The 23,945-nt window shown below is 65.9% G+C and carries 25 protein-coding genes; 19 read left to right on the top strand and 6 right to left on the bottom strand.

What is annotated here, in order from left to right; translation table 11 throughout:
* Positions 1-18: 18 nt before the first annotated feature.
* Entirely contained in the window at positions 19-435 is a 417-nt protein-coding gene (locus M1248_RS33360) for a WhiB family transcriptional regulator (protein WP_410506647.1), read from the top strand.
* 10 nt (positions 436-445) lie between these two features.
* On the opposite strand, the gene M1248_RS09660 is transcribed toward M1248_RS33360, so the two are convergent.
* Positions 446-868 (bottom strand): metallopeptidase family protein, encoded by a 423-nt coding sequence (locus tag M1248_RS09660; RefSeq protein ID WP_163690643.1) that lies wholly within the window; start codon positions 866-868, stop codon positions 446-448.
* A gap of 128 nt (positions 869-996) precedes the next feature.
* On the opposite strand from M1248_RS09660, the gene M1248_RS09655 reads away from it, so the two are divergent.
* The 4 genes from M1248_RS09655 (at position 997) to manA (ending at position 5,235) form a co-directional block, all read left to right on the top strand.
* On the top strand, positions 997-1,416 hold the full coding sequence (locus M1248_RS09655) for a DUF3499 domain-containing protein (protein WP_083125002.1): 420 nt from the start codon (positions 997-999) through the stop codon (positions 1,414-1,416).
* 84 nt (positions 1,417-1,500) lie between these two features.
* Positions 1,501-2,901: a phosphomannomutase/phosphoglucomutase gene (locus M1248_RS09650; protein ID WP_163736171.1), complete on the top strand. Its 1,401-nt coding sequence runs from the start codon at positions 1,501-1,503 to the stop codon at positions 2,899-2,901.
* Complete coding sequence (locus tag M1248_RS09645; protein WP_163736174.1) at positions 2,898-4,004, top strand: TobH protein; 1,107 nt, start codon at positions 2,898-2,900, stop codon at positions 4,002-4,004. The genes M1248_RS09650 and M1248_RS09645 overlap by 4 nt, the downstream gene beginning before the upstream one ends.
* Positions 4,005-4,008: 4 nt before the next feature.
* A complete protein-coding gene (manA, locus tag M1248_RS09640) occupies positions 4,009-5,235 on the top strand; it encodes a mannose-6-phosphate isomerase, class I (RefSeq protein WP_317148204.1) in 1,227 nt (408 codons plus the stop codon).
* Between the two features lie 31 nt (positions 5,236-5,266).
* Here the strand turns inward: manA and M1248_RS09635 are convergent, their stop codons facing one another.
* Complete coding sequence (locus M1248_RS09635) at positions 5,267-6,649, bottom strand: FAD-dependent oxidoreductase (protein WP_317148203.1); 1,383 nt, start codon at positions 6,647-6,649, stop codon at positions 5,267-5,269.
* A 52-nt stretch (positions 6,650-6,701) separates the two neighbouring features.
* On the opposite strand from M1248_RS09635, the gene M1248_RS09630 reads away from it, so the two are divergent.
* Entirely contained in the window at positions 6,702-8,183 is a 1,482-nt protein-coding gene (locus M1248_RS09630; protein ID WP_163736183.1) for an amino acid permease, read from the top strand.
* Here M1248_RS09630 and M1248_RS09625 read toward each other — a convergent pair.
* Entirely contained in the window at positions 8,178-9,251 is a 1,074-nt protein-coding gene (locus M1248_RS09625; protein ID WP_317148202.1) for a tetratricopeptide repeat protein, read from the bottom strand. The genes M1248_RS09630 and M1248_RS09625 overlap by 6 nt on opposite strands.
* Positions 9,252-9,386: 135 nt before the next feature.
* On the opposite strand from M1248_RS09625, the gene M1248_RS09620 reads away from it, so the two are divergent.
* From M1248_RS09620 to ahcY, 5 genes are all read left to right on the top strand, one after another.
* Positions 9,387-10,595, top strand: coding sequence for an alkane 1-monooxygenase (locus tag M1248_RS09620; protein ID WP_317148284.1), 1,209 nt, complete (start codon positions 9,387-9,389; stop codon positions 10,593-10,595).
* Positions 10,595-10,768: a rubredoxin gene (locus M1248_RS09615; RefSeq protein ID WP_163736192.1), complete on the top strand. Its 174-nt coding sequence runs from the start codon at positions 10,595-10,597 to the stop codon at positions 10,766-10,768. Before M1248_RS09620 ends, M1248_RS09615 begins: the two co-directional genes overlap by 1 nt.
* Positions 10,765-10,947: a rubredoxin gene (locus M1248_RS09610; protein WP_163736194.1), complete on the top strand. Its 183-nt coding sequence runs from the start codon at positions 10,765-10,767 to the stop codon at positions 10,945-10,947. Before M1248_RS09615 ends, M1248_RS09610 begins: the two co-directional genes overlap by 4 nt.
* Before the next feature lie 28 nt (positions 10,948-10,975).
* Entirely contained in the window at positions 10,976-11,626 is a 651-nt protein-coding gene (locus tag M1248_RS09605; RefSeq protein WP_317148201.1) for a TetR family transcriptional regulator, read from the top strand.
* 127 nt (positions 11,627-11,753) lie between these two features.
* Entirely contained in the window at positions 11,754-13,211 is a 1,458-nt protein-coding gene (gene ahcY, locus M1248_RS09600; protein WP_163736200.1) for an adenosylhomocysteinase, read from the top strand.
* Positions 13,212-13,271: 60 nt separating this feature from the next.
* On the opposite strand, the gene M1248_RS09595 is transcribed toward ahcY, so the two are convergent.
* Positions 13,272-13,637 carry a heme-binding protein gene (locus tag M1248_RS09595; RefSeq protein ID WP_317148200.1) on the bottom strand — a complete coding sequence of 122 codons (366 nt, stop codon included), beginning with the start codon at positions 13,635-13,637 and terminating at the stop codon, positions 13,272-13,274.
* A 223-nt stretch (positions 13,638-13,860) separates the two neighbouring features.
* Between M1248_RS09595 and M1248_RS09590 the strand changes: the two genes are divergently transcribed.
* On the top strand, positions 13,861-15,144 hold the full coding sequence (locus M1248_RS09590) for a lipase family protein (RefSeq protein ID WP_163736209.1): 1,284 nt from the start codon (positions 13,861-13,863) through the stop codon (positions 15,142-15,144).
* 13 nt (positions 15,145-15,157) lie between these two features.
* On the opposite strand, the gene M1248_RS09585 is transcribed toward M1248_RS09590, so the two are convergent.
* Entirely contained in the window at positions 15,158-15,844 is a 687-nt protein-coding gene (locus tag M1248_RS09585; protein ID WP_317148199.1) for a DUF899 domain-containing protein, read from the bottom strand.
* Positions 15,845-15,924: 80 nt separating this feature from the next.
* Here M1248_RS09585 and M1248_RS09580 point away from each other — a divergent pair, with 80 nt between their 5' ends.
* From M1248_RS09580 to M1248_RS09550, 7 genes are all read left to right on the top strand, one after another.
* Positions 15,925-16,551 carry a dTMP kinase gene (locus tag M1248_RS09580; RefSeq protein ID WP_163736241.1) on the top strand — a complete coding sequence of 209 codons (627 nt, stop codon included), beginning with the start codon at positions 15,925-15,927 and terminating at the stop codon, positions 16,549-16,551.
* Between the two features lie 145 nt (positions 16,552-16,696).
* Positions 16,697-17,383, top strand: coding sequence for a two-component system response regulator MtrA (gene mtrA, locus M1248_RS09575; protein ID WP_163686772.1), 687 nt, complete (start codon positions 16,697-16,699; stop codon positions 17,381-17,383).
* A complete protein-coding gene (gene mtrB, locus M1248_RS09570) occupies positions 17,380-19,017 on the top strand; it encodes an MtrAB system histidine kinase MtrB (RefSeq protein ID WP_163736244.1) in 1,638 nt (545 codons plus the stop codon). The genes mtrA and mtrB overlap by 4 nt, the downstream gene beginning before the upstream one ends.
* Positions 19,018-19,043: 26 nt before the next feature.
* Positions 19,044-20,798 (top strand): MtrAB system accessory lipoprotein LpqB, encoded by a 1,755-nt coding sequence (lpqB, locus tag M1248_RS09565; RefSeq protein WP_317148283.1) that lies wholly within the window; start codon positions 19,044-19,046, stop codon positions 20,796-20,798.
* Positions 20,799-20,895: 97 nt separating this feature from the next.
* On the top strand, positions 20,896-21,540 hold the full coding sequence (locus tag M1248_RS09560; RefSeq protein ID WP_317148198.1) for a hypothetical protein: 645 nt from the start codon (positions 20,896-20,898) through the stop codon (positions 21,538-21,540).
* Positions 21,533-22,102 carry a DUF6529 family protein gene (locus M1248_RS09555; RefSeq protein WP_317148197.1) on the top strand — a complete coding sequence of 190 codons (570 nt, stop codon included), beginning with the start codon at positions 21,533-21,535 and terminating at the stop codon, positions 22,100-22,102. The genes M1248_RS09560 and M1248_RS09555 overlap by 8 nt, the downstream gene beginning before the upstream one ends.
* A 14-nt stretch (positions 22,103-22,116) precedes the next feature.
* Complete coding sequence (locus M1248_RS09550) at positions 22,117-22,572, top strand: Rieske (2Fe-2S) protein (protein ID WP_317148196.1); 456 nt, start codon at positions 22,117-22,119, stop codon at positions 22,570-22,572.
* A 19-nt stretch (positions 22,573-22,591) separates the two neighbouring features.
* Here the strand turns inward: M1248_RS09550 and M1248_RS09545 are convergent, their stop codons facing one another.
* Positions 22,592-23,899 (bottom strand): DUF2252 domain-containing protein, encoded by a 1,308-nt coding sequence (locus M1248_RS09545; RefSeq protein ID WP_317148195.1) that lies wholly within the window; start codon positions 23,897-23,899, stop codon positions 22,592-22,594.
* Positions 23,900-23,945 lie beyond the last annotated feature (46 nt).

Below are 23,945 nucleotides of genomic sequence, written 5' to 3'. Positions count from 1 at the left end.
CAGGTGAGGAGGCGGAAAATGTCTTTTGAGTACAGCGATTTCGATCATGCGGTCCGGTTCGACGACCGGCTACTTGGCTCAGTTGACAGCGCGCCGCACACCAATTTTGGACCGGCACCGTTCGAGACGCCTCGGCGTCCCCAGTTGAGTCTGGTGCCCGCCCCGATTGATGTGCCGCCGGTAATCCCGGCTGTGCCGGCAACGCTCACTCCGGAGGACGACCTCTGGCAAGAGAAGGCATTGTGTGCACAAACCGACCCCGAGGCGTTCTTCCCCGAGAAGGGCGGCTCGACTCGTGAGGCCAAGCGCATCTGCCAGGGCTGCGAGGTGCGCGACGCGTGCCTCGACTACGCGCTGGCCCATGACGAACGCTTCGGCATCTGGGGCGGGCTCTCCGAACGTGAGCGCCGTCGCCTCAAACGCGGCGTGATCTAGGCGAGTTTGTTCACTCGTCCTCGATGGTGGGGTCGATAACGGAGGGTTCGACACCCAGATACGTGGCTACTTGTGCCACCAGGACTTCGTGCAACAGCTCCGAGAGTTCGGCGGTGTCTTTCGCCCGCCGTTCGATCGGCTTGCGGAACAACATTATTCGCGCCCGAGTGGCGTTGCCGCGGACATCGACGCCCGCGGGGATCAGCCGGGCCAGGGCGACCGGCCCGTCAGCGATGACCTCGGGCGGCCATTGCACGCTTTCGGGATCCTTGGCCGAGATACGGGGTATTTCGTCGACGGCGATGTCCAGCGTCGACACCCGATCCTGCCACCGGCGTTCGATGGGCTCATACGCCTCGAGCACCGCCATGTCGAACAGTTCGGCGCGGCTGCGCCAGCCCGGCACGGTCGGTGGAAGGAGCGGCCCGCGCATTTCGCGACCGCGGCGTGATCGGTGGTGTCCGCGTTCGGCCACGGAGCGATCGTAACGGTTGAAGATCGACGCTCCGATGGCGCGCGTGTCCGGCGGCTTGCGCCGTTTGCGCACGATAACCTCTCGCTGTGAACGTTCCCCGTCGCTGCTGCCGGCCCGGGTGCCCCCACTATGCGGTCGCGACGCTGACATTCGTCTACTCCGACTCGACGGCAGTCGTCGGCCCGCTGGCCACGGTGTCCGAGCCTCACTCGTGGGATCTCTGCGTCCTGCACGCCGGCCGGATCACCGCGCCTCGCGGATGGGAGCTGGTTCGCCACGCGGGTCCATTGCCGTCGCACCCCGACGAGGACGATCTGGTGGCGCTCGCCGACGCGGTGCGAGAAGGACGCGATATGGCGCCGCCGATCAACGGAGTGGCCGCAGGGTTTTCCGATCCGGTTACCGGTGTGTCCGGCGGCGCGCTGATGGCACCGCCGGCCCGCAGGTCCGAGTCCAACGGGCGCCGACGGGGCCACCTGCGGGTGTTGCCCGACCCACCTGAATAGCAGAGCTTCGGCGAGGGCTAGCGCACATGCCTCTTTCATTCGACGGTTAGGCTGGCGCCAGTAGTCCACGTCACAAGGAGTTGTATGTCCCGGCCTGCCGCGGCTGTCCATAGCGTCATCAAGGCGTATGACGTGCGCGGCCTGGTCGGCGAAGAGATCGACGAGGATTTCGTCCGCGACGTCGGCGGCGCGTTCGCTCGGCTCATGCGCGGTGAGAACGCCACCCAGGTGGCGATCGGCTACGACATGCGGGACAGCTCACCGTCGCTCGCGGACGCATTCGCCGAGGGTGTGGTCGCGCAGGGCCTCGATGTGGTGCGCGTCGGCCTGGCGTCCACCGATCAGCTGTACTTCGCCTCGGGTCTGCTGGACTGTCCGGGCGCAATGTTCACCGCGAGCCACAACCCGGCCGCCTACAACGGCATCAAGCTGTGCCGGGCAGGCGCCAAGCCCGTCGGCAAGGACACCGGGCTGATGGCCATCAGCGAGGACGTGATCGCCGGGATACCGGTCTACGACGGGCCGCGTGGCTCGAAAGCGGACCGCGATGTCCTGACGGACTACGGCGACTTTCTGCGGTCACTGGTCAGCCTGGCCGGGTTGCGGCCGCTGAAGGTCGCCGTCGACGCGGGCAACGGAATGGCGGGCCACACGGCTCCCGCTGTGCTGGGATCGATTGCAGGGATCACGCTCGCTCCGTTGTTCTTCGAACTCGACGGCACGTTCCCGAATCACGAAGCCAATCCTCTGGAGCCGGCGAACCTCGTCGACCTGCAAGCGCATGTGCTGGCCACCGGTGCCGACATCGGGCTGGCGTTCGACGGCGACGCTGACCGCTGCTTCGTGGTCGACGAGCTCGGTAAGCCGGTTTCGCCGTCGGCGGTGACCGCGTTGGTCGCCGCGCGCGAACTCGGCCGCGAGATCGGCGCGACGGTGATTCACAACCTGATCACCTCGAGGGCGGTACCGGAACTCGTGGCTGAACGGGGCGGCACCCCGGTACGGTCGCGCGTCGGACACTCATACATCAAGGCGCTGATGGCCGAAACCGGGGCGATCTTCGGCGGCGAGCATTCAGCGCACTACTACTTCCGCGATTTCTGGGGCGCCGACTCCGGCATGCTGGCGGCGCTGCACGTCATGGCCGCGCTCAGTGAGCAGGACCGGCCGCTGTCCGACCTGATGGCCGACTACCAACGCTACGAAGCGTCGGGCGAGGTCAACTTCACGGTCACCGACGCCGAAGCGTGCATCGACCGGGTGTTGTCCTCCTTCGCGGCCCGCATCCACTCAATTGACCACCTGGACGGAGTGACCGTCGATCTGGGCGACGGATCCTGGTTCAACGTGCGGATGTCCAACACCGAGCCGTTGTTGCGGCTGAACGTCGAGGCGCGGACCACGGAAGAGGTCGACGCGATCGTCGAACAGATCGCGGCACGGATCTCGGCGTCGACTGAGGCGGCATCCGAGGTGCCCAAGTGAACGCCACCCACTCTCTCGTCGATCTCGACGATGCGGAAGGACTGCTGGCCGCCGACCGCGACGGATCGCTGCGCGCGGTCGCGATGGCCGGTGCGCAGGTACGCGCCACCGCCGCGGCGCTCGACGAGGGCGACCTGGATCCGCTGCGAAGCACCGAGCCCCCGCGCACCGTGATCTGGGTGGCCGGTCGCGGAAATGCCGAAGCGGCAGGGTCATTGCTCGCCGCTGCGTTAGGTGGTTCGGTGGCCGCACCGATCGTCGTCGCCCCCGAGGTGCCGCCGTGGATCGGCGCGCTGGACGTGCTGATCGTGGCCGGCGACGATCCCGGCGATCCCGCTTTGGTGGCGGCCGCTGCCACCGGAGTGCGTCGCGGCGCCCGCGTCGTCGTCGTCGCGCCCTACGAGGGACCGTTGCGCGACGCCACTGCGGGACGATCCGTCGCACTGGCCCCGCGGGTGTGGGTGCCCGATGAATTCAGTTTCTCCCGCTATCTGGCCGCCGGCCTGGCGACACTGCACACGGTCGACCAGGGACTCCGGGTCGACCTGGCCGCGCTGGCCGACGAGCTGGACGCAGAAGCGTTGCGCAACAGCGCCGCTCGCGAGCTGCTCACCAATCCCGCGAAGGCGTTGGCCGAGCGTATGTCGGGCGCCGAGGTCGTCATCGCGGGCGACAACGCGGCGACGCTGGTGCTGGCGCGGCACGTCGCGGCCGTGATGTTGCGGGTCGCTCATCGGGCGGTGGCCGCGGTGGGCCTGGCCGAGGCGATGGTGGCGCTGCGCGGCGGAATGGGGGAGGCATCCGGCGCCGATCGCGAGCAGTCGATATTCCATGACGAGCAGATCGACGGTCCGCTGCCGCCACGGGTTCGGACCTTTGTGCTGTCCGTCGACGCCGAGCGAGCCGTGGTCGCGGCCAGGGTCGCCGGGCTGGACGGCGTCGACGTGATCCACGCCGAGGATGTGCCGGAGGCGCTCGAAGGCTCTGACATCGAGCGCCTGCCTGCCGCTCCGACCAGTCCAGGTCGCCTGGAAGAGCAGCTGGCGATGCTGGCTGTTCGGATGGAGATGACGGCCGTCTACCTGAAGCTGGTTCGAGGTTGAGCAAGTGAACTTGCTACGTGGAGCGGTGCGGACCTACGCCTGGGGGTCACGGACCGCGATCGCTGACTTCACCGGAAGGCCAAGCCCGACAATGCATCCGGAGGCCGAGTTGTGGTTCGGGGCTCATCCGGGCGATCCCGCGTGGCTGGAGACCGAAGAGGGTGAACGGTCGCTGCTCGACACGTTGCGCGACGATCCCGAGGGACAGCTCGGGCCTGCTGTGCGCGCCAGATTCGGTGACACGCTTCCGTTCCTGCTCAAGGTGCTCGCGGCCGACGAGCCGCTGTCGCTGCAGGCCCATCCCAGTGCTCGGCAGGCGGCCGAGGGCTTCGCCCGCGAGGACCGATTGGGTCTCCCTGTCAACGCACCCAATCGCAACTACCGCGACCCCAGCCACAAACCCGAAATCCTGGTCGCTCTGGGGGAATTCGAAGCGCTGGCAGGATTCCGGCCCGCCGCGCGCAGCGTCGAGCTGATGCGTGCGCTCGCGGTGACCGAGCTCGACCCGTATGTCGCCCTGCTGGCTGGTCAGCCCGACGAGTTCGGATTGCGGGCTCTGTTCACCACGTGGATCACCGCTCCGCAGCCCGATCTCGACGTGCTGGTGCCCCAGGTGATCGAGGGCGCGATCCACTATGTGCGTTCGGGTGACAAGACATTCGCCGCCGAGGCAAGGACGGTACTCGAACTCGGCGAGCGTTACCCGGGTGACGCAGGTGTGCTGGCCAGCCTGCTGCTCAACCGCATCACCCTGCAGGCCGGCGAAGCCATCTATCTGCCCGCCGGGAACCTCCACGCATATCTGCACGGCGTTGGCCTCGAGGTGATGGCCAACTCCGACAATGTGTTGCGCGGTGGACTCACCCCGAAGCACGTCGACGTGCCCGAACTGCTTCGCGTGCTCGACTTCACCCCTGCCAGTGAGGACTCGATCCGCCCTACGACTACAAGGGACGGAATGGAATTGGTGTACAACACACCGGCTCCGGAGTTCGCGGTGTCAGAGCTGCGCATCGAGGGCGAGCATGTCGGTCACGAGATCGACGCGCCGTGTCGTCATGACGGGCCGCAGATCTTGTTGTGCACCGAGGGGTCGACAGTGGTCTTCGCCAAGGGCGACAAGGTCACATTGCAGCGCGGATCCGCCGCGTGGGTGGCGGCCGACGAGGGGCCGATCCGCCTGACCGCCGAGGCCCCGGCGAAGCTCTTCAGGGCCACTGTCGGAATCTAGCGGCGCCAACCACGCGAAATGGCGTGTGCCGCTATCGACCGGCGACCAGCTCCTGATCGGGCCTCGAGCGGGCCTGACGCTTCTCGGCAAGGAGCGCCCGCATGTTGTGCCGGATGGTGCGACCGACCAGGCGCGCCGAGGGCACCATGTACAGGCTGTCGAGCAGGCTGAATCGGCGCAGAAACCACTCGGCCAGAACAGGATCCGTCTCGGCGGCCCCGAGGAATTGGTCGAATAACGCGCCCACCGGCTTGTACCAGAACGGCACCTTGTCGGTCGTGGTGGCGTCGTGCAGCGCCAGGTCGCCGATCACCGTCATCATCCACACCGGGTACGTCGTCTTTGCCGTGGCTTTCGCGAGTTGGTTCGCGACGTCCGGAACGCCCGACTCGAGGATCTTGCGCAGGTTGCCCGCTTGGATCGCCGTCATCGTCATGCCCTGCCCGAACGTCGGGTTGAAGCTGACGACAGCGTCGCCGAACGGGAAGATGCCGTCGGGGAAGCTTTGCAGCTTGTCGTATCGACGCCACCGGCTGGTCGGATATTTGTGAAATGCCATCTCGCCGAGCGGGGTGCCCCGCCGTAGCGCGGATGAGAAATGCTCGGGCAGGATCTCGTCGACCAGGTCGCACATCTGCGCAAAGTCCTGCGGCGGCTCCGCCTTCGCGATACCGAAGGCGGTCACGTTCCAGACGCCGTCTTCGTAGAACAGCGCGCCCACGCCCACCGGATGCTCATGGGACGCACCTGCCACCACAACCTTTTCGGCGACAAGGCCGTCAGGAACCCGTACGCGTTGGCTGGCGTAAGCGATGCCCACGTCGACGGTTTCCTCGCGTGGTCGCGGATAGCCCCACTTTTCCAGCCACACCGGCAGGCGGGTGCCCCGGCCCGTCGCGTCGACGACGAGGTCGGCCGACACGACCTCGCCCGAGTTGAGCAGTACGCCGGTGACACGGCGGCGCGCAGCGTCGTAGGTGGCTTCGGTGATCGTCGCCTGCACGAGGTCGACGTTCTCGATCGCCATGACGCGGCGCCGGATCTGCCACTCCAGCATCGGTCTGCTCGGCACGTATGCGGTGAACTCGTCCTGCAGTCGGTGGGCGGTCCCCAGCACGTGACCTGCGGCACCGAAGTGGATGCAGTCGGGCCGGTTCTCGAGGATCGGCACGCCGTCGGCGACCATGTCGTCGAGCAGGCCCGGGAAGTGGCTCTCGAATTCCTGAGCTCCCCGTGCCATCAGAAGGTGGACGTGCCTGCCCTGCGGGACGGCCGTCCGGTTGGCCGGACCGTCCGGCAGTCCGTCGCGCTCGTAGACCGTCACGCGCTCGCTGACATCGGAGAGCACCCGGGCAGCGCACAGGCCTCCCAGGCTGGCTCCGATGATGGCTACGTGTTTATAACTCCGCCCCATTGGGTGGACAGTACTCGGTACATTCCCGAGACGGACCACGGGAGGAACGCCGATGCCAAGGCGAACGAAGTCGGTTGAGCAGTCGATCGCCGACACCGACGAACCGGAAACTCGCCTGCGAAAAGATCTGAACTGGTGGGATCTCACCGTCTTCGGGGTCTCCGTGGTCATCGGCGCCGGCATCTTCACGATCACGGCGTCAACGACGGGAAACATCACCGGCCCTGCGATTTCGATCTCGTTCGTGATCGCCGCGATCGCGTGCGGTCTGGCCGCGCTGTGCTACGCCGAGTTCGCCTCGACGGTGCCGGTGGCCGGCAGCGCCTACACGTTCTCCTATGCGACGTTCGGCGAGTTCGTCGCGTGGATCATCGGCTGGGATCTGATCCTCGAGTTCGCGGTGGCGGCCGCCGTCGTGGCCAAGGGCTGGTCCAGTTATCTGGGCACAGTGTTCGGGTTCGGCGGTGGCACGGCGGATCTGGCTGGGCTGCAGGTGGATTGGGGCGCCCTGCTGATCATCATCTTCGTGACGGTGATCTTGGCGTGGGGCACCAAACTTTCGGCGGAGGTCAGCCTGGCGATCACGGTGATAAAGGTGGCGGTCGTGCTGCTCGTCGTGACCGTCGGCGCGTTCTACATCAAGGCGGAGAACTTCACCCCGTTCGTCCCTCCCGCGCAGGCCGGCGAAGGTGGTTCCGGCACCGAGCAGTCGCTGTTCTCCCTGCTGACCGGCGCCGGGGGTAGTACGTATGGCTGGTACGGCGTGCTGGCCGGTGCGTCCATCGTGTTCTTCGCGTTCATCGGCTTCGACATCGTCGCCACCACGGCGGAGGAAACCAAGAATCCGCAGCGTGACGTGTCGCGCGGCATCCTTGCGTCCCTGGCGATCGTCACCGTCCTCTACGTCGCGGTGGCCATCGTGATCTCGGGCATGGTGAGCTACACCGAGTTGCGCGAGGCAGGTGAAAAGGCCAACCTCGCAACCGCATTCGCCGCCAACGGTATCGACTGGGCGGCGAAGATCATCTCGATCGGCGCGCTGGCGGGCCTCACCACCGTGGTGATCGTGCTGGTGCTGGGACAGACCCGTGTGCTGTTCGCGATGTCGCGCGACGGGCTGTTGCCGCGGTCGCTGGCCAAGACCGGAAAGCACGGCACGCCGGTGCGGATCACCCTGATCGTCGGAGCGCTGGTGGCGGTGACGGCAACGGTGTTTCCGATCGGAAAGCTCGAGGAGATGGTCAACATCGGCACGCTCTTCGCATTCGTGCTGGTGTCCGCCGGGGTGATCGTCCTGCGTCGCACCCGCCCGGATCTCGAACGCGGCTTCCGCGCGCCGGGCGTGCCGTTGCTGCCTATCGCGGCGATCATCGCGTGCGTCTGGCTGATGCTCAACCTCACGGCGCTGACCTGGATCCGGTTCCTCATCTGGATGGCCGTCGGCGTCCTCATCTATTTCATCTACGGGCGCAGGCACTCGCTCCTCGGCAAGCGGGAGTCCGTATCGGCACGGTCAGAAGAACCGTCGTCATAGCCGTTCTGCCTCCTGTTCGACGGCCGACGCATCCATGCGCCGACCCACGCCGTATAGCGCGACAGCGTGGTCTTTGAGCGCCTCGGCGAGATCTGTGCGGGCCGTTCGATCGGCGGCGGCGAGTTCGCGGTAGATGCCGACAGCTTCGCCGCCCGGGGCGACGGCCTCGTCGAAACGTTCGAGCATCGTCAGCTGGTATCCCCTGTTGTGCAGTGCCATCGCCAAGTCCGGTAGACCTGACTCGGGGTCGGCTGCGGCTTGGATCCGGAACAGATCGACGGCCTCAGCCGCCGGGGCCAGCGCCTCGTCGTAGCGGCCCAATTCACTGAGTTCGTAGGACAACAGATAGAGCGCGTGTGCCAACTCCATGTCGAAGGCGCCTGAGCTCTGTTCGGTCAGTTCACGAAAGAGTTCGACGGCGGCGCCTGCGGTTTCGCGAGCCTCCGCGTGCTTGTCGTCGTCGGACAATGTGTCGGCGGTCTCGTACAGTGCCACGGCCAGTTCCGGGGCGAACGAATCGGGGATGGTCAAGCCGTTTCGGTCGTGGTATGTCAATGCGTCGCGGACCGCCTCCAGCGCGGCATCGAGGCGGCCGAGGTCCATCAGCACCCACGCCCGCGTCGCCAGCGCCTGCCCCACGGCGGGATTGAACTCGCTGGGAAGCGACGGGCTGAGCCGACTGAATTGGTCGAGAGCCGCGTCGACCGCTTCGAGCGCCTCTGGGAACCTGCCCTGATTCGCCAGTCCGCCCGCCTGGTTGGTCAAAGCGAGGCCGACGTACGGGGCGTATCGGCCCGGGTCGGCGTCGGTGAGCTGGCGGTACAGGCGCAGCGCTTCAACCTGAACAGCGACGGTGTCTTGGGCCGCGTCGACGTTTTCGAGCGCGCCGCCCAGGTTGGTCAGCGCAACCGCGAGCGCGAAGGTGTACTCGCCGGGGTCGGCGGCGGCCAATTCACGGTACTGAGCGACAGCGGCTTCGCAGGCCGCGAGGGCCTCGGCGGCGAGACCCGCGTCAGCCAATTCATGCGAGCGGTCTTCGAGCGCTTTCGCCTTGTGCGGATCAGCCATGGCAGGTCACAGGGTAGCCGCAAGCACGCCGATCTGCTTTACAAAATACCTATCTGTGTCTAGACAGAGGACAAAATTGGCTCTATAGTCAACCGCAGTCGTGATGGCACTCACATGAGGAGGCACCCCGTGACCATGCAGATGTCCGAGCAAGAGATCGCACAGTGGCGCGACAAGAAGCGCTACCTGTGGTTGATGGGGCTGATCGCCCCGACCGCACTGTTTGTCGTGATGCCGCTGGTATGGGCGTTCAACCAATGGGGCTGGCACGGCGCGGCGCAGGTGCCGTTCTGGATCGGCCCGATCCTGCTGTACATCCTGTTGCCCGCCCTGGATCTGCGGTTCGGACCCGACGGTCAAAACCCGCCCGACGAGGTGATGGAGCGACTCGAGAACGACAAGTACTACCGCTACTGCACCTACATCTACATTCCGTTCCAGTACGCCAGCGTCATCTTCGGCGCGTACTTGTTCACGGCCTCGAATCTGAGCTGGCTGGGATTCGACGGTGGCCTGAGCTGGCCGGCCAAGATCGGCCTTGCGTTGTCGGTGGGCATGCTCGGAGGGGTGGGTATCAACACCGCACACGAAATGGGCCACAAGAAGGACGAATTGGAACGCTGGCTGGCGAAAGTCACGCTGGCCCAGACGCTTTACGGCCACTTCTACATCGAGCACAACCGGGGTCACCACGTTCGCGTCGCCACTCCGGAAGATCCCGCGTCGGCTCGCTTCGGTGAGACGTTCTGGGAGTTCCTGCCGCGCAGTGTGTGGGGGAGCGCGAAGTCCTCGTGGGAGTTGGAGGCCAAGCGGCTCGAGCGTGCAGGCAAGAGCAAGTGGCACTGGTCCAACGATGTGCTCAACGCCTGGGCGATGTCGGTGGTGTTCTACGGCGTGCTGATCGCGGTGTTCGGCGTGGCCCTGATTCCGTACATCCTCATTTCCGCGGTGTTCGGGTTCACGCTGCTGGAGACGGTGAACTACCTCGAGCACTACGGGCTGCTGCGGCAGAAGACCGAAAGCGGTCGATATGAACGGTGCGCACCGGTGCACAGCTGGAACTCCGACCACATCGTGACCAACCTGTTCCTCTATCACCTGCAGCGGCACAGCGATCACCACGCCAACCCGACGCGTCGCTATCAGACGCTGCGCAGCATGGAGGGGGCGCCGAACCTGCCCAGCGGCTACGCATCGATGATTGCGCTGACGTACTTCCCGCCGCTGTGGCGCAAGGTGATGGATCACCGCGTGCTGGACCATTACGACGGCGACATCAGCCGGGTCAATGTGCACCCTCGCGTCCGCGACAAGGTGCTCGCGCGGTATGGGACGACGGTCTGATGGCCGCCTACCGCTGCCCCGGTTGCGACTACGTCTACGACGAGGCGAAAGGTGCTCCGCGGGAGGGGTTTCCGGCGGGCACGGCGTTCAGCGACATCCCCGAGGACTGGTGCTGCCCCGACTGTGCAGTACGCGAGAAGGTCGACTTCGAAACGATAGGAGCAACGAAATGAGTGACTTCAAGCTGTTCATCTGCGTGCAGTGTGGATTCGAGTACGACGAGGCGAAGGGTTGGCCGGAGGACGGCATTGCCCCCGGAACGCGTTGGGACGACATCCCCGACGACTGGAGCTGCCCGGACTGCGGGGCCGCGAAGTCCGACTTCGAGATGGTGGAGGTGGCACGTTCGTGACTGTGGCCAGGCGAGCGAAGCGACGGGAATGACTAGTGTCGCGAGGGTGAGAAGCTCTCGCGACCGCCGGACCGCGCAGCGCATCCCGTACGCCGAAGCGTCGAGGGTGTTGCTGCGCGATTCGATTCTGGACGGCATGCGCGAGGAACTGCTCAGCCGTGATTGGTCGGCGATCACGCTGTCGCACGTCGCCAAAGCCGCGGGCATCAGCCGCCAGACCATCTACAACGAGTTCGGCTCGCGGCAAGGTCTGGCGCAGGCGTACGCGCTGCGCCTGGCCGACCGGCTCGTCGACCAGATCGAGGACGCGATTGTCGGCAACGAGGGCGACGTGCACGCGGCCTTCGTCCAGGGCTTTCGCGACTTTTTCACCGAAACGGCCGCCGATCCGCTGGTGATCTCGCTGCTGACCGGTGACTTCAAACCCGATCTGCTTCAGCTCATCACCACGGACAGCGGTCCGATCATCATGCACTGCTCTCAGCGACTCACTGCGACGTTCGTCGACAGCTGGGTCGGGTGCAGTGATGAGGACGCGGGAGTGCTGGCGCGGGCGATCGTCCGCCTCGCCATGAGCTACGTGTCGATGCCGCCCGAGGCTAATCATGATGTCGCGTCTGACCTGGCCCGTTTGATGACGCCGTTCGCCGAACGCTACGGTGTTGGGGATACCTCTTAGCTGTCAGAGCGCCCTCGTCGTTTCACATGCACGAGCGCCTGTCCCGCGAGCCCGCAGGCTGAGGGGTTGGCTGGGCACATCTGTGCCCCCAGAGGCAAAGACGAACGAAGAAGGGCTCTAGAAATCCATGACTGAATTGAAGGTCGACGTCCGCAACGGCATCGATTACAAGGTTGCTGACCTGTCGCTGGCCGAGTTCGGCCGCAAGGAAATCCGGTTGGCCGAGCACGAGATGCCCGGCCTGATGGCGCTTCGCCGCGAGTACCACGATGTGCAGCCGCTCAAGGGTGCGCGCATCTCGGGCTCGCTGCACATGACGGTCCAGACCGCCGTGCTGATCGAGACCCTGGTCGCGCTCGGCGCCGAGGTGCGGTGGGCGTCGTGCAACATCTTCTCCACCCAGGACCACGCGGCGGCGGCCGTCGTCGTCGGACCGAACGGGACCGAGGAGGAGCCCAAGGGCACCCCGGTCTTCGCCTGGAAGGGCGAGACGCTCGAGGAGTATTGGTGGGCCGCAGAGCAGATGCTCACCTGGGAGGGTGAGCCCGCCAACATGATTCTCGACGACGGCGGCGACGCGACCATGCTGGTGCTGCGCGGCGCGCAGTACGAGAAGGCCGGGGTCGTGCCTCCCGCCGAGGACGACGACTCCGCCGAGTGGAAGGTGTTCCTCAACCTGGTGCGGACTCGCTTCGAGACCGAGAAGGACAAGTGGACCAAGATCGCCGAGGCGGTCAAGGGTGTCACCGAGGAGACCACCACCGGTGTGCTGCGCCTGTACCAGTTCGAGGCGGCCGGTGATCTTCCGTTCCCCGCGATCAACGTCAACGACTCGGTGACCAAGTCCAAGTTCGACAACAAGTACGGCACCCGGCACTCGCTGATCGACGGCATCAACCGCGGCACCGACGTGCTGATCGGCGGCAAGGCTGCCCTGGTCTGTGGCTACGGCGACGTGGGTAAGGGCTGCGCCGAGGCCCTCAAGGCTCAGGGCGCCCGAGTCGCGGTCACCGAGATCGACCCGATCAACGCGCTGCAGGCGTTGATGGATGGCTTCGAGGTCAAGTCTGTCGAAGAAGCGATCGGCTGGGCGGACATCGTCATCACGGCGACCGGCAATCAGGACATCATCACGCTCGACCACATGAGGGCGATGAAGCACCAGGCGATCCTCGGCAACATCGGTCACTTCGACGACGAGATCCAGATGGCCGCCCTCGAGAAGTCCGGTGCCAGGCGCGTCAACATCAAGCCGCAGGTCGACGAGTGGAGCTTCGACGACGGCAAGTCGATCATCGTGCTGTCCGAGGGTCGGCTGCTGAACCTGGGGAACGCGACGGGTCACCCGTCGTTCGTGATGAGCAACAGCTTCTCCAACCAGGTGATCGCGCAGATCGAGCTGTGGACCAAGAACGACGAGTACGACAATGCGGTGTACCGCTTGGCCAAGCACCTCGACGAGAAGGTGGCGCGCATCCACGTCGAGGCGCTCGGCGGCACGCTGACCAAGCTCACCAAGGAGCAGGCGGAATACATCGGCGTGGACGTCGAAGGCCCGTACAAGCCGGAGCACTACCGCTACTGAGATTCACTCGCTAAAGCAAAGCCCCTGACACATTTGTGTCAGGGGCTTTGCTCTGCGCGGTCAGGGATTGACGATCGAACCGCAGTGATTCTTGATGTCCGTCAACGGTTGTCGGATGCCGGACATCTCCGCCTTCTCCTGCGGATGAGTCTCCATGTAGGTCGTGACATGCCCGGCGACCTGTTCACGTGACAGGCCAGAAAGCGTGCTCATGAAGCCATTCAGGTCGGGGCGAGTGAACAGATAGGCCGACGTGGACGCATCCACCCCTGCACGGACACCTTCGAGGTCGGCCGTGGTGCAGCTAGGCGGGTTCATCCCGTTGTCCGCCTGCGCGATGGGAGATACGCCAAGCAGTGCGGCGCACGAAGCCGCGCCGGCGAACAGGGGAATCGCCAGCCGGCGTGCGGTCTGAACGTTGAGCATCGGAAACTCCTCATGTCTTACGGACGTACGACTGTCTGTCGCCAGTCTCGGGTTTGCCTCATGCCGGTGCATGGCTTCCCAAGGCCTTGCACAGGAAACCGGCAGCGGGCGCACATGTGCCCCGTCCGCGGCCAAACCGAACTTATTGGCTCGCAGGTCTTGCCGTCGGCCATACCGATTCTGTTACGGTCCCTGTGTGCGCTGGGGGGTCGGAGTAGTCGCCATGCTCATTGCTCTCACAGCGTCTTTCGTGCCGTACGCGCACGCCGACGATCCGACCATTGACGACCATCACCCGTACTTCAACGAAGACGAGTATCAGGCCTTCTATACGCCCCCGGTGCCGTTACCGCCCGGACAGCCGGGCGATCTGATCCGTACCGAGCCGTCGCGATTGGTGCTGGAACCGTCGGGCGAGCTGGGCATGATCATGGCCAACGGGACGCGAATCATGTACCGCAGCACCGATGCTCGCGGAAATCCGATGGCGGTGACGGGCACCTACTTTGAGCCCCACAACGCCTGGCCGGGCAAGGGCCCTCGTCCGCTGATCGTGTACGGCCCCGGCACCCAGGGGCAGGGCGACCAATGCGCGCCGTCGCGGCAGTTCAATCAGGGCATCCACTGGTCGCCGTGGCTGGACCTGGCGTTCAACTACGAGGAGTTGTTCGTCTCGACGATGGTGGCGCGAGGCTTCGCAATCGTCATGACCGATTACCAGGGTCTCGGCACACCTGGACTGCACACCTACGTGAACAGGGTCGCTGAAGCGAACGCGATGCTCGACGCCGGCCGCGCAGCCATGCGGCTGCCAGGTACGTCGCTGGATCCACATGGCCCCGTTGCCTTTTGGGGCTACTCGCAGGGCGGTGGCGCAGCGGCAGCAGCTGCCGAGTTGGCGTCGTCGTATGCGCCGGACCTCCATGTCGTGGGGACGTACGCGGGCGCGCCGCCCGCCGATCTGAAGGAACTGTTCCCGTACGCGGACGGCAGCGCGCTCGTCGGCGTGGTCGGATACGCGTTGAACTCCGTCATCACCACCTATCCGGAGTTCGAGCAGACCATCCGGGCGAAGATGACGCCGCGGGGAGCGGACCTGCTGTACAAGGTGCAGGACCAGTGCATCGCGGAGACGATCACGAAGTTCATGTTTCGGCATCTGCAGCCGTACTTCAACGAGGACATCTTCGAGCTCGTCAAGCAGGAACCGTTCACCACACTGTTCGAGATGCAGAAGATCGGCAAGTACAAACCCAATGCGCCGGTGATGATCTTGAGTAATCGCTTTGACCCGTTGGTGCCGTGGGGGCCCGCCAGACAGCTGGGTATCGACTGGTGTGCCCAAGGTGCGGATGTGCAGTTCTGGACGAACGAGCAGCCACCGTTTCTCAACAAGCTTGTGGTGAACCACGCGCTGCCGATGCTGGTGGACGGCGAGCGCGCGATGCAGTGGATTGCCGACCGATTCAACGGGTTACCGACGACGCCGAACTGCGGCCGGTTCTAGTGCGTCCGCGGTGCTACGTGTCGTACTCGTCGCGCTTGCGTGGCCAATCGGAGAAGTCGTCACCGCGGCCCTTCGGCGCACGGTCGAGCAACTGCCACGTCGCGTTCAACGCCTCGGTGCCGCGGTCGTAGGTCGAATACGTGTGGAAGACGGTGTCGTCCTGCAGCGCGAAGCAGCTCAGCGCCATCAGCTCCATCACGTCGAGCATGCTGCCGCCGCCCGGGCCGGGATCGCGCCGCGGCGTCGGAACATACATGTGCTCGAAGAAGTCGACGTCGAAGTCGCTGCCACCGGACGACACCCACTCCACGTCCCAGCCCATCCGCTCCTTGTATGCGGTGAGGACCGGCAGCGGCGAGCGCGACGCGAGCAGAAACGTCACATCCCGGCGCGCCAGATGCGGCGCGGCACCGACCAGGTTGTCTGTTTCGAACGTGCACCCCGGGCAACCCTCAGGCGTCTTGGGCCCGTGCATGAAGTGCCGCACGATCAACTGCGACCGGCCGTCGAACAACTCGGCGAGCGTGCGCTGGCCGGCCGTCGTGTCGAACACGTACTCCTTGTCGACCGGCACCCACGGCAGTTGTTGCCGCGCCCGCGCAAGCTCGGTCGCGCGACGCGTCAGCTCCTTCTCGTCGGCCAGCTGCCGCTCATAGGCGGCGCGCCACTGTTCGCGCGTCCCGACCGCGTGCGTTGTCATCGCGTCATTCTCCTCGCCTCCGATGGGTCTTCGTGGAATAGACCGTCAGCCGCGTCGAAACTCACCGTTACGCTCGCTGCGTGCTCATCGTGATCGAAGGTGTCGACGGCGCCGGCAAGCGCACACTGACCAACGGTCTGCGCGCCGCGTTCGAGGGCGCCCGAAAGACCGTCACCACCCTGGCCTTTCCGCGCTACCACGAATCGATCACCGCCGACCTCGCCGCCGAGGCCCTGCACGGCGCCCACGGCGACCTCGCCGAGTCGGTGCATGCGATGGCCGTGCTGTTCGCCCTCGACCGTGCCGGCGCCAAAGCCGAGATCGCTCGACGCGCCGACGCCTACGACGTGGTGATCCTCGACCGCTACGTCGCCTCCAACGCGGCCTACAGCGCCGCCCGGTTGCACCAGGGCGCCGACGGTGAGGTCGTCGAATGGGTGCGCGACCTCGAGTACGGCCGCCTCGAGCTGCCACAGCCCGACGCTCAGATTCTGCTGGCGGTGCCGATCGAGCTCGCCGCAGCACGCGCCGACCACCGGGCTCGCGAGGAAGCCGACCGCGCGAAGGACGCCTACGAGCGCGACGACGGCCTCCAGCGCCGCACCGGCGAGGTCTACGCCGAGCTGGCCGCCGCGAACTGGTGTGGACAGTGGAAGATCGTCCCTCCGGAAGTCGACGCCGCGAAGCTGGCCGCAGAGCTGTCGTAACGGGCGCACGCACCTCGCGGAGTGTGCGCTCAGATCGCGAATCCGCCCCCGATCACGCCCAATCGCGATCTGAATGCACACCAGAGCCGGTCAACACGCAAAACGCGCGTGTGGTAGCCAGGGTTTATCGCGATCTGGTGACACCATGGACACCATGAGGCAAAGGATTCTGGTTGTCGATGACGACCCTTCGCTCGCCGAGATGCTCACCATCGTGCTGCGCGGGGAGGGCTTCGACACCGCGGTCATCGGTGACGGCACCCAAGCGCTGACCGCGGTCCGCGAACTGCGGCCCGACCTGGTGCTGCTCGACCTGATGCTGCCCGGCATGAATGGCATCGACGTGTGCCGCGTTCTGCGCGCGGACTCCGGGGTGCCGATCGTCATGCTGACGGCCAAGACCGACACCGTCGACGTCGTCCTCGGGCTGGAGTCCGGCGCCGACGACTACGTGATGAAACCGTTCAAACCGAAGGAACTCGTCGCCCGCGTGCGCGCCCGCCTTCGGCGCAACGAGGACGAGCCCGCCGAGATGCTGTCGATCGCCGACGTGGACATCGACGTGCCAGCTCACAAGGTCACCCGACTGGGTGAGCAGATCTCCCTGACGCCGTTGGAGTTCGACCTCTTGGTGGCGTTGGCGCGTAAACCGCGGCAGGTGTTTACTCGAGATGTGCTGCTCGAACAGGTGTGGGGGTACCGACACCCGGCGGACACTCGTTTGGTGAACGTCCATGTCCAGCGTTTGCGGGCCAAGGTCGAGAAGGACCCGGAGAATCCGCAGGTGGTGTTGACCGTTCGAGGAGTGGGGTATAAGGCCGGACCCCCGTGATCTGGAGCTCGCGAAGGCGCATCCATCGGCGTTCGGCACCACTTGTACGCGGACTGGGCGCGCTGGGTCGAGCGATGGGTCTCGCCTGGCGGCGTTCCCTGCAGCTGCGCGTCGTCACCTTGACGCTGGGCCTGTCACTGGCCGTCATCCTGGCGCTCGGCTTCGTGCTGACCAGCCAGATCACCGACCGCATCCTCGAGGTGAAGGTGCGGGCCGCCACCGAGGAGATCGACCGCGCGCGTAGCACCGTCAGCGGCATCGTCGGCGGCGAGGAAACCCGCTCGCTGGACAGCAGCCTGCAGCTGGCCCGCAACACCCTGATCGACCGCACCGCCGACGCGGGTCCCGGTCTTGCCGGCGCCTTCGACGCGGTGCTCGTCGTGCCCGGGGACGGACCGCGCGCCGCCACCGCGGCAGGCCCGGTGCAGCAGATCCCCAACGCGCTGCGCGAGTTCGTCGAGGCCGGTCAGGTCAGCTACCAGTACGCGACCGTGAACACCGAAGGTTTCTCCGGCCCGGCGCTGATCATCGGCAGCCCGACGTCATCGCCGGTCGCGAATCTCGAGCTGTACCTGATCTTTCCGCTGAGCAACGAAGAGTCCACCATCACGCTGGTGCGCGGCACCATGGCCACCGGCGGCGTCGTGCTGCTGGGCTTGCTCGCGGTGATCGCGCTTGTGGTGGCCAGACAGATCGTGCTGCCGGTGCGGTCGGCCTCGCGGATCGCCGAGCGGTTCGCCGAAGGACACCTCACCGAACGCATGCCGGTGCGCGGCGAGGACGACATGGCCCGGCTGGCCGTGTCGTTCAACGACATGGCCGAAAGCCTGCACCGCCAGATCACCTCGCTCGAAGAGTTCGGCAACCTGCAGCGACGGTTCACCTCCGACGTCAGCCACGAACTGCGCACCCCGCTGACGACGGTCCGCATGGCCGCCGACCTGATCCACGACCACAGCGACGACCTCGACCCGGCGCTGCGCCGCTCGACGGAGTTGATGGTCAACGAACTCGACCGCTTCGAGGGGCTGCTCAACGATCTGTTGGAAATCTCGCGCCACGACGCCGGTGTCGCCGAACTGTCCGTCGAGGCGGTCGATCTGCGCGCGACGGTGCAGAGCGCGCTCGACAACGTCGGCCACCTGGCGGCCGACGCCGAGATCGAGCTGATCGTCGACATGCCAGGAGAGGACGTCATCGCCGAGGTCGACCCGCGCCGGGTCGAGCGCATCCTGCGCAACCTGATCGCCAACGCCATCGATCACGCCGAGCACAAGCCGGTGCGCATCAGGATGGGTGTCGACGAAGACACCGTGGCCGTCACGGTGCGCGACTACGGCGTCGGGTTGCGACCGGGCGAGGAGAAGCTGGTGTTCAGCAGGTTCTGGCGCTCGGACCCGTCTCGCGTGCGTCGCTCCGGCGGCACCGGTCTGGGCCTGGCCATCAGCATCGAGGACGCCCGGCTGCACCAGGGGCGGCTGGAGGCGTGGGGCGAGCCTGGCAAGGGCGCCTGTTTCCGGCTCACCCTGCCGCTGGTGCGCGGCCACAAGGTGACAACGAGCCCGCTACCGCTGAAACCCGTTGAGCCTGACCGTCCGCCGCGCCGGTCGGCTCGGGAAACGGAAACCGTGTGAAGCGCTCGGGTCTGATCGCGCACTCGGTGCGCGGTTTAGCGTTCGTCTCAATGCTGATGTTCGTGCTTGCCGGCTGTGCAGGAGTACCCAGTTCATCATCACCACAGGCGATCGGCACTGTCGACCGGCCCGCGCCGCCGAGCCTGCCCAAGCCCACGCCCGGCATGGACCCCGACGTGCTGTTGCGGGAATTCCTCAAGGCCACCGCAGACCCCGCCAATCGCCATCTGGCGGCGCGTCAGTTCCTCACCGAATCCGGTTCCAGCGCATGGGATGACGCGGGCAGCGCGCTGCTGATCGACAACGTCGTGTTCACCGAAACCAGGGGACCCGATCGCGTGACGGTGCACATGCGCGCCGACATTCTGGGATCGCTGTCGGACCTGGGTGTGTTCGAGACGGGTGAGGGCGCATTGCCCGATCCCGGGCCGATCGAATTGGTGAAGACGTCCGGCGGCTGGCGCATCGACAAGCTGCCGAACGGGGTATTCCTTGACTGGCAACAATTTCAGGCCACCTACAAACGCAACACCCTGTACTTCGCCGACCCCACCGGTATCACCGTCGTGCCCGATCCGCGTTACGTCGCGGTGTCCGATCCCGACCAATTGGCCACCGAACTGGTCAGCAAGCTGATCGCCGGACCACGTCCAGAAATTGCCAAGAGTGTGCGCAACCTGCTGGGGCCGCCGTTGAAGTTGCGCGGTCCGGTGACCCGCGCCGACGGCGGCAAGACGGGCGTCGGCCGCGGCTACGGTGGCGCGCGGATCGACCTGGACAACCTGTCGACCACCGACCCGCACAGTCGCCAACTGCTTGCGGCGCAAATCATTTGGACGCTGTCGCGCGCCGGCATCAACGGCCCGTACGTGATCACCGCCGACGGCGCCGCGCTCGACGACCGCTTCGCCGACGGCTGGGAGACCTCCGATGTGGCGGCCACCGATCCGGGAGCATTTCCCGGTGCGGCGGCAGGCTTGCACGGGTTGATGGGCGGGTCGCTGGTGTTCTTGGACGGAACCCGCACGCCGCGAGTTCCTGGAGCATTCGGCGCAACGCCCAACCAGACCTCGGCGGCGATATCGCGGACCGGGCAGAACGTGGCGTCGATCGTGACGTTGCGCCCGGGCGCCCCCGACATGGCGTCGTCATTGTGGCTCGGTCCGTTGGGCGGCAACGCCTCGCAGGCGCTGGACGGCCGCAATCTGTCGCGCCCCAGTTGGGCCCTCGACGACGCAGTCTGGGTCGTGGTCGACGGCAACAACGTGGTGCGCGTCATCCAGGACGCATCCGGTCAACCGGCGCGCATACCCGTCGACTCCACTCCCGTGTCGTCACGGTTTCCCGGGGCGATCCGGGAACTGCAACTGTCGCGGGACGGCACCCGCGCCGCGATGGTCATCGACGGTCAGGTCATCATGGCCGGGGTGGAGCAAACACCCGGTGGGGGATACGCGTTGACGTATCCGCGCCGACTCGGGTACGGACTGCGCAACACCGTCGTCTCACTGTCCTGGCGTACCGGCGACGACATCGTCGTCAGCCGCACGGATCCGCAACATCCGGTGTCGTATGTGAACCTTGACGGCGTCAACTCCGACGGACCCAGCCGCAACCTGCTGATGCCGGTCACCACCGTCGCGGCGAACCCGTCGACGGTCTACGTCGCCGACGAGCGCGGCGTGCTGCAGCTGACGGGTACGGCGGCCGACGACGATCCCGTGTGGTCCGAGGTGCGTCCGCTGATGGTGCCCGGCGCGCAACCGGTGCTACCTGGCTGAGCATCTGTCTTGAAGTTGCACTGAACCATCTCCTCTCGAGTCCCGTTGTGCTGACGAGCCGGCGTTAGAAGCGTTGGCCGACAGCCAAGGAGAGACGATGAAGGTTCGTGGTCCACTGGTCACCCTCAGCGCGGTCGCGGTGTTGGGTGCCGGTCTATTGTTCGCCAACATTTCCCAGGAGCAGCCGTCGGTGGTGACCGGCACGCCGGTGGCCGCGCCGCCGCCGCCGACCACCATCACCGCACCGCCCGCGCCCGCCTCGTTCTCGTTCCCGGCCAAGGCGGACTACGTCGGCAAGATCCCGACCGCCAAGGGCGTCATCACCTTGGATATCGCCGTCGAGGGCGACAAGGCCGTCGCCTATGCCTGTGACGGCAACGCGATCGAATCGTGGATGCGAGGCCCAGCGCTCAACGGCACCGTCAGCCTGACAAGCAAGGACAAGACCGGCCGACTCGAGGCACGCCTGGACGGCACGGCTGTCGTCGGAACCCTCTGGATCGGCGCGAAGAAGTGGGACTTCACCGCAGAACCTGCACAGCCACCGGCCGGGCTGTACGTGTACGAGCAGGACGGGGTCCGCAGCAGCTGGATCGTCGACGCCTCGGGTAAGGCGACCGGCGTGCTGCGGCGAGACGACGGATCGACCGCGCCCGCTCCGGGCTTGGCGGCCGACGGCAGTGCGGTCATCGACGGGAACACGGTCATCGCGGCACGGGTGGGCGGCAATAGCGATGTCTGAGTCGCTCGCCACCAAGCGGATCACGGCGTCGCGGGGCGACGCAGCGGTGCTGACCGCCGTCCTGGTCGGCTCGCTCGTCGCCGTCGGGCTCGGCGCATTCGGCAAAATCCATGAGCCCCAGTTCTTTTCGGTCAACCTGGCGGGTTTCTCCAGTGGTACGGCGGTGAAGGCGTGGCTGGGGACGCTCGCAGTGGCTCTTGCGCTGTTCCAGCTCGTGTCCGCCTTCGCGATGTACCGGCTGCTTCCGGGTGGCAGGGCACCCGCGTGGATCAGCATCGCGCATGTGTGGTCGGGGCGGCTGGCGGTGCTGGCCAGCGTTCCCGTCGCCGTGCACTGCCTGTACGCCCTGGGATTCGCCGAGACCGACAGTCGGGTGCTGTTCCACTCGCTGTTCGGATGCTTGTTCTACGGCGTCTTTGTCACGAAGATGATGTTGCTGACCCGCAAAGGCCTCCGCGGCTGGGTGATCCCGATCGCGGGCGGGTTGCTGTTCTTCGTCCTCGTGTACGTCTGGTTGACCTCAGCCCTTTGGTTCTTCCAGACCAGCGGAATCACGTTCTAGTGGAAAGACTTTCTATGTCATTGACAGACTTGCGCATCCCACGGCAGAAGGTACTGATCGGGGCGGGTGTCGGACTGCTCGCGTCCGTGCTCGCCGCCTGCACGACCTACGGCAAGAATCCGGAGGCGTCCGGTGACACCGCGACGACGACGAAGTCTCCGCCGACGACAGGCCTGACGGCGCCGCAACCCGCCAACGTCATCGCCAAGACATCGGAGGTGCCGGTCGGCTCGGGGCTCATCGTCGGCGACGTCGTCGTCACCCAGGCGGCGGCAGGCGACTTCAAGGGGTTCTCGTCGACCTGCACACATGCCGGATGCGCGGTGAACGAAGTGGTCGACGGCACCATCAACTGTCCCTGCCACGGCAGCAAGTTCAACCTGGACGGCTCCGTCGCCGCCGGGCCGGCGACGAAACCGCTTGCGTCGCAGCCCGTGACGGTGCAGGGGGATTCGATCGTCCTGGGCTGACCGCCCGACGAACGCGGATCTAGGTGGACGTGACCCCGGGAATGCGTCCCTCCCGGAACGCCTCGACGAAATGGCGATGGTCATCGCGGACCGTCGCGGCGTACTCCAGACCGAAGGAAACCATGTCATCGAAGAATTCGTTGTCGCGGTCGGCGATCACGTCGACGATCGCTTCTTCGGTCTGGAACGGCACGAGCTCCTGGTCGCTGTCGGCGTCGCCGACGCAGTGCACCTTGGCGACCGCGCGGCCGAGCTGATCGATCACCTCGGTCAGCTCGTCGGGTTCGGTCAGCTCCGACCAATCCAGGTCGGACTCGTACGGCGACAGTTCGGCGACGACGTAACCGACACCGTCGATTTCGGTGTAGCCCAACAGCGGATCGGCGTGCGCCTGCAAAGCGCGCTGTGACACTGCGGTGCGGTGGCCTTGATGCTTGAAGTAGTTGTGCACCGCCTCGTCGTCGACAACACGGCTGGGCGCGGCGACGTTGCCCTGCTTCATCGACAGGACGATGTCGTTGTCGAGAGCCTGGTTGAACCCTTCGATCAGCACGTTGTAACTCGGCAACCCCGCGCTGCCGATCCCGAACCCCGTTCTGCCCACGAGGTCCTTGACGTCGTAGGCCACTTCCCGGAACCGCTTCGATTTCGGGATGGTGTCCTGGTAGGCCTCGAACGCGGCCTCCACTTTGGCGTATTGAGCGTCGTCAAGGCGGCGTACGCCGTGGGACTCTCGGAACCGGCGATCCGATTCGTCGACGCGGGTCATCCGGTCCAGCATCCCGTCACGCGTTGACAACCGGGCATCCTGCAAGGCCGTCAGCACGGCGCCGCGCGCGGTTTCCAGGTTCAGCGAGAAGGTCGCGTCGTCGTCGGTCCGGAGGAACCAGCGCACCTGATCGAGATACGACGAGGCGAACGTCATGATCAGGTCGCGAATGACCTCGTCGGACAGCGCTTTCTGCCAACACATCAACGCGACGCTGGCAGCGAACCGCTGCAGGTCCCAGGTGAAATGGCCGACGAACGCCTCGTCGAAGTCGTTGACGTCGAAAATGAGAACCCCGGCGCCATCCATGTAGGTGCCGAAGTTCTCGGCGTGCAGGTCACCCTGGATCCACACGCGCGAGGTCCGCTCGTCCGCCCACCGGTCCTCGCGGTCTGCGACGTCGGCGTAGAACACGCACGCGCTCCCGCGGTAGAAGGCGAACGGCTCAGCCGCCATCTTGCGGAACTTCGTTCGGAACGCGTCGGGATCGGCCCTCATCAGGTCCGAGAACGCGTCGACGAGGCAGTTGACGATGACTGATTCACGTTCCTCCTGCATGAGACGAGGAGTACCCCAAACAGATGTCACCGATCACCGCCACACT

Source organism: Mycobacterium sp. 29Ha (assembly GCF_032883055.1).
Taxonomy (GTDB): Bacteria; Actinomycetota; Actinomycetes; order Mycobacteriales; family Mycobacteriaceae; genus Mycobacterium; species Mycobacterium gallinarum.
Note: the sequence above shows the minus strand (reverse complement) of the source record. Positions and strands in the feature narration are given on the sequence as shown.

Coding starts and splice junctions, on each gene's coding strand:
- M1248_RS33360 (WP_410506647.1), top strand. CDS start 19: ATGTCTTTTGAGTACAGCGATTTCGATCATGCGGTCCGGTTCGACGAC.
- M1248_RS09660 (WP_163690643.1), bottom strand. CDS start 868: ATGCGCGGGCCGCTCCTTCCACCGACCGTGCCGGGCTGGCGCAGCCGC.
- M1248_RS09650 (WP_163736171.1), top strand. CDS start 1,501: ATGTCCCGGCCTGCCGCGGCTGTCCATAGCGTCATCAAGGCGTATGAC.
- M1248_RS09635 (WP_317148203.1), bottom strand. CDS start 6,649: ATGGGGCGGAGTTATAAACACGTAGCCATCATCGGAGCCAGCCTGGGA.
- M1248_RS09630 (WP_163736183.1), top strand. CDS start 6,702: ATGCCAAGGCGAACGAAGTCGGTTGAGCAGTCGATCGCCGACACCGAC.
- M1248_RS09625 (WP_317148202.1), bottom strand. CDS start 9,251: ATGGCTGATCCGCACAAGGCGAAAGCGCTCGAAGACCGCTCGCATGAA.
- M1248_RS09620 (WP_317148284.1), top strand. CDS start 9,387: ATGCAGATGTCCGAGCAAGAGATCGCACAGTGGCGCGACAAGAAGCGC.
- M1248_RS09615 (WP_163736192.1), top strand. CDS start 10,595: ATGGCCGCCTACCGCTGCCCCGGTTGCGACTACGTCTACGACGAGGCG.
- M1248_RS09610 (WP_163736194.1), top strand. CDS start 10,765: ATGAGTGACTTCAAGCTGTTCATCTGCGTGCAGTGTGGATTCGAGTAC.
- M1248_RS09605 (WP_317148201.1), top strand. CDS start 10,976: ATGACTAGTGTCGCGAGGGTGAGAAGCTCTCGCGACCGCCGGACCGCG.
- ahcY (WP_163736200.1), top strand. CDS start 11,754: ATGACTGAATTGAAGGTCGACGTCCGCAACGGCATCGATTACAAGGTT.
- M1248_RS09595 (WP_317148200.1), bottom strand. CDS start 13,637: ATGCTCAACGTTCAGACCGCACGCCGGCTGGCGATTCCCCTGTTCGCC.
- M1248_RS09590 (WP_163736209.1), top strand. CDS start 13,861: ATGCTCATTGCTCTCACAGCGTCTTTCGTGCCGTACGCGCACGCCGAC.
- M1248_RS09585 (WP_317148199.1), bottom strand. CDS start 15,844: ATGACAACGCACGCGGTCGGGACGCGCGAACAGTGGCGCGCCGCCTAT.
- mtrA (WP_163686772.1), top strand. CDS start 16,697: ATGGACACCATGAGGCAAAGGATTCTGGTTGTCGATGACGACCCTTCG.
- M1248_RS09560 (WP_317148198.1), top strand. CDS start 20,896: ATGAAGGTTCGTGGTCCACTGGTCACCCTCAGCGCGGTCGCGGTGTTG.
- M1248_RS09555 (WP_317148197.1), top strand. CDS start 21,533: ATGTCTGAGTCGCTCGCCACCAAGCGGATCACGGCGTCGCGGGGCGAC.
- M1248_RS09550 (WP_317148196.1), top strand. CDS start 22,117: ATGTCATTGACAGACTTGCGCATCCCACGGCAGAAGGTACTGATCGGG.
- M1248_RS09545 (WP_317148195.1), bottom strand. CDS start 23,899: ATGCAGGAGGAACGTGAATCAGTCATCGTCAACTGCCTCGTCGACGCG.